At 74.9% G+C, this 5,840-nt stretch carries 3 protein-coding genes; all 3 read right to left on the reverse strand.

Annotated elements, in window-relative coordinates:
- On the reverse strand, positions 1 to 893 hold an 893-nt coding region (locus ACZ6Q9_RS34060; protein WP_466021478.1), incomplete at its 3' end, for a beta-ketoacyl synthase N-terminal-like domain-containing protein.
- On the reverse strand, positions 871 to 4,185 hold the full coding sequence (locus tag ACZ6Q9_RS34065) for an amino acid adenylation domain-containing protein (RefSeq protein ID WP_396831403.1): 3,315 nt from the start codon (positions 4,183 to 4,185) through the stop codon (positions 871 to 873). The genes ACZ6Q9_RS34065 and ACZ6Q9_RS34060, both read right to left, overlap by 23 nt.
- Positions 4,182 to 5,840: acyltransferase domain-containing protein (locus tag ACZ6Q9_RS34070; protein ID WP_396831404.1), on the reverse strand; the 1,659-nt coding region annotated here is incomplete at its 5' end. The genes ACZ6Q9_RS34065 and ACZ6Q9_RS34070, both read right to left, overlap by 4 nt.

Consider the following 5,840-nt stretch of genomic DNA (forward strand, 5'->3'; position numbering starts at 1 on the left):
CCACCACCGTCGTTGTTCACCGCCGAACCCCGCACCACCGCATGCACCACATCCCCCGCCGCCACCGCATCCACCAACCGCCGCAACACCACGACACCCACGCCGCTGCCGCCGACGATCCCGCTCGCGTTGCGGTCGAAGGCCCGGCAGTGCCCGTCCGGGGACAGCCCGGTGCCCTCGCGGTAGACGTGGCCGACGTTCTCCGGGATCTTCACCCCGACGCCGCCGGCCAACGCCATGTCGCACTCCCCCGCCAGCAGCGACTGGCACGCCTGGTGGATCGCCACCAACCCCGTCGAGCACGCCGTCTGGATCGTCATCGCGGGGCCGTGCAGGTCCAGCTTGTACGCGACCCGGGTGGCCAGGAAGTCGTCGTTGGAGCTGATCATCATGGGCAGGTAGTCGAGGTAGAACGCCTGCGCCAGCGCGGGATTGCGCATCATGTTGTAGAGCGAGTACGTGTTCATGGACTGGCCGGCGTAGACGCCGATGCGGCCCGGGAAACGCGCCGGGTCGTACGCCGCGTCCTCCAACGCCTCCCACGCACACTCCAGGAACAACCGGTGCTGCGGATCCGTCATCTCCGCCTCGTGCGCGTTGAAGCCGAAGAACTCCGCGTCGAACAACTCCACGCCGTCCAACCGCGCCTTCGCCGGCACATAGGACGGATGCGAGTACACCGACTCCGGCACCCCCGCCGCCGCCAACTCCTCCGGCGAGAAGAACGTCACCGACTCCACCCCGGCGCACACGTTCCGCCAGAACTCCGCCACGTTCGACGCCCCGGGGAAACGGCCCGCCAGGCCGACCACCGCCAGGGCGTTCTCCAGTTCCTCGGGCAGGTCCGCGGTGGTGGTGCCCGGGTTGGTCTCAGCGGTTCGGGCCGGCGTCATGGGCTTCCCCTCTCGGTGGCTGGTGGATGGCCGGGCCGGTTCGTGGCCGGAGCCGGTGAGCGGACCGCCGTCGGCGGCCGTACTCCGCGTCGATGGCCGGTACGGCACCGGCCGGCGCGGCGGCGGCCGGACCGGCCGCCGCGTCGAGGTACGTGGCCAGGCCGACGATGGTCGGGACCTCGAAGATGGTCAGCAGCGCCACGTCCACGCCGAACCGGTCGGCGAGGGTGCGCTGGAGTTCGACCGCGAGCAGCGAGTGGCCGCCCGCGTCGAAGAAGTTCTCGTGCGGGCCGCAGTCGCGGCCCAGCAGGTCGCGCCACACCTCGGCGACCCGCCGGGCGGTGGCCCCCAGCGGCGCGCCCGGCCCGGCGGCGCCGGCGGTCAGGTCCGTGCCGGGCGTCTGCGCCAGGGCCCGCCGGTCCACCTTGCCGTTGCTGTTCAGCGGCAGTGCCGGCAGCGCGACGAACCGGGCGGGGACCATGTACGCGGGCAGCGTGGCCGCGCACCACGACCGCAGTTCCGCGGCGTCCGGGGCGTCGTCTCCCCGACCCACCAGATAGGCCACCAGGTGCCGGCGCACCGGGTCGGCGCCCTCCAGCAGGACCGCCACGTCGGCGACCGACCGGTGCCGGCGCAGCGTCGCCTCGATCTCGCCCAGCTCGATGCGGTAGCCGCGCAGCTTGACCTGGTTGTCGGTGCGGCCGAGGTACTGGACGACGCCGTCGGGGAGCAGCCGCACCACGTCCCCGGTCCGGTACAACCGGGTGCCGGGCGGGCCGAACGGGTCGGGCACGAAGCGGGCGGCGGTGGTGGCCGGCGCGCCGAGGTATCCGTGCGCCACCCCGGCGCCGCCCACGTACAGCTCCCCCGGCACGCCGGGCGGCACCGGCTCGCCGGCGGCATCCAGCACGTACAGCCGGGTGTTCGGGGTGGGGCGGCCGATCGGGACGGGTCGCTCGCCGCGCCGGACGCGGTGGCCGGCGGCCCACACCGTCGTCTCGGTGGGGCCGTACATGTTCCAGACCTCGGGGCACCGGTCGAGCAGCTGCTCGGCGAGTTCCGGGGTGAGGGCCTCCGCCGTGGAGACCGCCAGCCGCAGGTCGCCGCCCGCCCAGCCGGCGCCGACGAGCAGCCGCCAGGTGGAGGGCGTGCCGTCGAGCACGGTCACCCGGTGCTCCCGGACGAGCCGGCGCAGGCTGTCGCCCTGGCGGACGTCGTCCTCCGTGGCGAGGACGACGTGCGCGCCGACGGTGAGGGGGGCGAGCACCTCGTAGAGCGCGATGTCGAAGCAGATGGTGCTGACCGCGAGGACCACGTCGGTCGGCAGCAGGCCCGGGCAGGTCCGGACGCCGACCAGGAAGTCGACGACGGCCCGGTGCGGCACCAGCACGCCCTTCGGCCGCCCGGTCGAGCCGGAGGTGTGCAGCAGGTAGGCCGGCGCGTCGGGGTCGACCGGGGGCAGCGGGGCGGTGGGCGCCGGGTCGTCGGCCGGGGCGTGCGGCGGGCACGTCCGCCGGCCGGGGAAGCGCTCGGCCCACTCGTCAGCAGTGACCACCAGCTCGGCGGCGGCGTCGTCCAGCAGGTCGGCGTGCCGCCCGGCCGGGTGCGCCGGGTCGAGGGGCAGGTACGCCGCCCCGCAGCGCAGCACCGCCAGCAGGGCCACCACCAGGTCGGCGCCACGGGGCAGACAGACCCCGACCAGCCGGCCCGGGCCGGCGCCGGCCGCGCGCAGCCGGTGGGCCAGCCGTTCCGCCCGCTCGTCCAGCTCGCGGTAGCTGTGCGCCCGCCCGCCGCAGGTCAGCGCGACCGCGTCCGGGGTGCGGGCGGCCTGCGCCGTCACGAGGTCGTGCACGCAGGCGGTGGGCACCGGCACGGCGGTGTCGTTCCAGGCGACGGTGACCCGGTGGTGCTGCGCGTCGTCCAGCAGCGGCAGCCGGGCCACCGGCCGGTCGGGGTCGGCCACGGCGTGTCGCAGCGCGACGACGAACTGGTCGGCCAGCCCCCGCACCGTGTCGGCGTCGAACAGGTCGGTGGCGTACTCGACGATGCAGAAGACCGCGTCGTCGCCGGTGCGGTGGGCGTAGAAGGACAGGTCGAACTGGGAGTTGCCGCTGTGCTGCGGGATCGGCGTGACGACCAGCTCGCCGGTCCGGAACGGCCGCATCGGCTCGTCCTGCCAGCTGAACAGGGTCTGGAAGACGGGGTGCCGGCTGAGGTCACGCACCGGGTGCAGCGCGTCGACCAGCATCTCGAACGGCACGTCCTGGTGGGCGAAGTCGGCCGACAGGTCGCCGCGCACCCGGTCGAGCAGTTGCCGGAGGGTCAGCTCCCCGTCGAGCCGCGTACGCAGGGCCAGGGTGTTGGCGAAGAAGCCGAACAGGTGCTCCAGCTCGGGTCGGGTGCGGTTCGCCACCGGCGTGCCGATGACCAGGTCCTGCTGGCCGGACCAGCGGGACAGCACCACCGCGAAGACGGCCAGGCCGAGCATGAACGGGCTGACCTGCTCGGCGCGGCTGAACCGTTGCAGGGCGGCGGCCAGGTCGGCGGGCAGGTCCAGCCGCAGGGTGGCGCCGCGGTGGCTCTGCACGGCGGGACGGGGCCGGTCGGTGGGCAGGTCCAGCACCAGCGGCGCGCCGGCCAGCCGGTCCCACCAGTACCCGAGCTGCCGCTCCAGGACCGGCCCGGTCAGGTACGCGCGCTGCCAGGCCGCGAAGTCGGGGTACTGCAACGGCAGGTGGGGCAGCCGCGGCTGCCGGCCCGCCAGCCGGGCCGCGTAGCCCTCCGCCAGCTCCTGCGCCAGCACGCCGCCGGACCAGCCGTCGGCGATGATGTGGTGCATCGTCACCAGCAGCACGTGCTCGTCGGCGGCGAGGCGGACCAGCAGCGTACGGATCAGCGGGCGGCGCAGGTCGAACGGCTCCCGGGCGCGGGCGGCGACGGTCTCGTCGAGTCGCGCCGGACGCCGGTCGTCGGGCACCGCCGTCAGGTCCAGCGTCTCGATCGGGGTGTCGTCGACCGGTTCGACCACCTGGACCGGCTCGTCGCCGTCGTCGTGGATGGTCGTGCGCAGCGCCTCGTGCCGGGTGCGGATCAGGCGCAGCGCGTGGTCCAGCGCCGCGACGTCGAGCGGGCCGGACAGGCGCAGCGTGATCGCCATGTTGTGCACGCCGGCGTCCCGGCCCACCAGCCGGTCCAGGAACCACAGCCGGCGCTGCTGGAACGACAGTGGGGCGGGCCGCCCGGGGGGCCGGAGCGGGATCGAGGTGGCGGTGGTGCCGCGGGTCGCCGTCATCGCCCCGCCTCCGACGGGTCCGCCTCGCTCATCAGCCGTTCGGCGTCGGCGTCGGAGAGCCCTTCGAGCTCGGCGAGGAGCCGGTCCTGGAGCAGGTCGGCCTGCTGGGCGACGGTGCGCCGGGCGAAGGCCTCCGCGACGGTGATCGGGACCTGGAAGGTGTCCTGGAGGCGGGCGACCAGCCGGCCGGTGAGCAGCGAGTCCCCGCCCAGCAGCAGGAAGTCGTCGAAGACGCCGATCTCCCGGTAGCCCAGCAGTTCCCGCCACGCCTGCGCCACGGTCTCCTCGATCTCGGTGCGCGGTGGTTCGTACTCGGTGGGCAGGTCGGGCCGGTCGTGCTTCGGCCCGGCCGTCGCCGGCGCCTCGGGGGCGGCGGGCGTCGACCCGTTGAGCAGGCTGTAGCGGCGACGCTCGAACGGGTAGGTCGGCAGGGGCACCCGGCGCCGCTGCTCGCCCGCGGAGAAGGCGGTCCAGTCGATCGCCGCCCCGGCCAGCCAGAGCCGGGCCAGCGCGCTCAGCAGCGTCTCGTTCTCGTCCTGCTCGGGGGCGGCGGGCAGGGAGGCCACGATGGAGGTGGTGGTCTCGGCGCCGGCCGCCCGGCTCATCGCCAGGGCCATCGTGCCGAGCGCGTGCCCCGGCCCTACCTCCAGGAACGCGGCGTCCGGCAGGGCGGCGGCGGCGCGCAGGTTGTCGCCGAAGCGGACGGTGGCCCGCAGGTGGCGCACCCAGTAGCCGGGGTCGGTGGCCTCGACGGCGGTGAGCCAGGTGCCGGTGACGTTGGACCCGACCCGCGCCTGCGGGGGCCGCAACGTGACCGTGGCCATGTGCGCCGCGAACTCGGCGAGCAGCGGGTCCAGCATCCGGGTGTGCGCCGCCTGGCGTACCCGGACCAGTTTGGCGCGGACCCCGTCGGCGTCCAGCGCCGCCCGGGCCGCCTCGACGGCGGTGGCCGGCCCGGAGAGCACCGTCTGCTCGGGTCCGTTGACGGCCGCGACGTCGAGGTCGTCGCCGGCGTACCGGGCGGCGTCGTGCTCGGGGAGGTTGACGGCGAGCATGGCGCCGTCGGGCAGCCGGTCGATGAGCTGGCCGCGCAGGGCCACGGTGTCGATGACGTCGGCGAGGTCGAAGACGCCGGCCAGGCAGGCGGCCACGTACTCGCCGCTGCTGTGCCCGAGCATGGCCTCCGGGCGCACGCCCCAGGATTCCCACAGCTTGGCCAGCGCGTACTCGACGGCGAACAGCGCGGTCAGCCGGCCCGCCGTGGTGTCGAGGATCTCCGCCGCGCGGCGGTCGCCGTCGGGGGCGAGCACCGCCGCGCGCAGGTCGTAGCCGAGCCGGGGGGCGGCCAGGTCGGCGCAGCGGTCCAGGTGCTCGGCGAAGACCGGCTCGGTGGCGTAGAGCTGGCGGCCCATGCCGACGTACTGGCTGCCGCCGCCGGGGAAGAGGAACACCAGGGCGGGTGGGAGGTCGCCGGCCCGGCCGGTCAGCAGCCGCTCGGGGTCCGCTCCGGTGAGGGCCGCCGCGGCTTGGGTGGCGTCGCGGCAGACCACCGCCCGCCGACGCTCGAAATGCCGACGACCCACCTGCAACGTGTACGCCACATCAGCCAACCCCACGCCACCGGAAGCGAGCACCCCACCGACCCGACGACCCAC

Source organism: Micromonospora sp. NPDC049139 (assembly GCF_055586845.1).

Coding starts and splice junctions, on each gene's coding strand:
- ACZ6Q9_RS34065 (WP_396831403.1), bottom strand. CDS start 4,185: ATGACGGCGACCCGCGGCACCACCGCCACCTCGATCCCGCTCCGGCCC.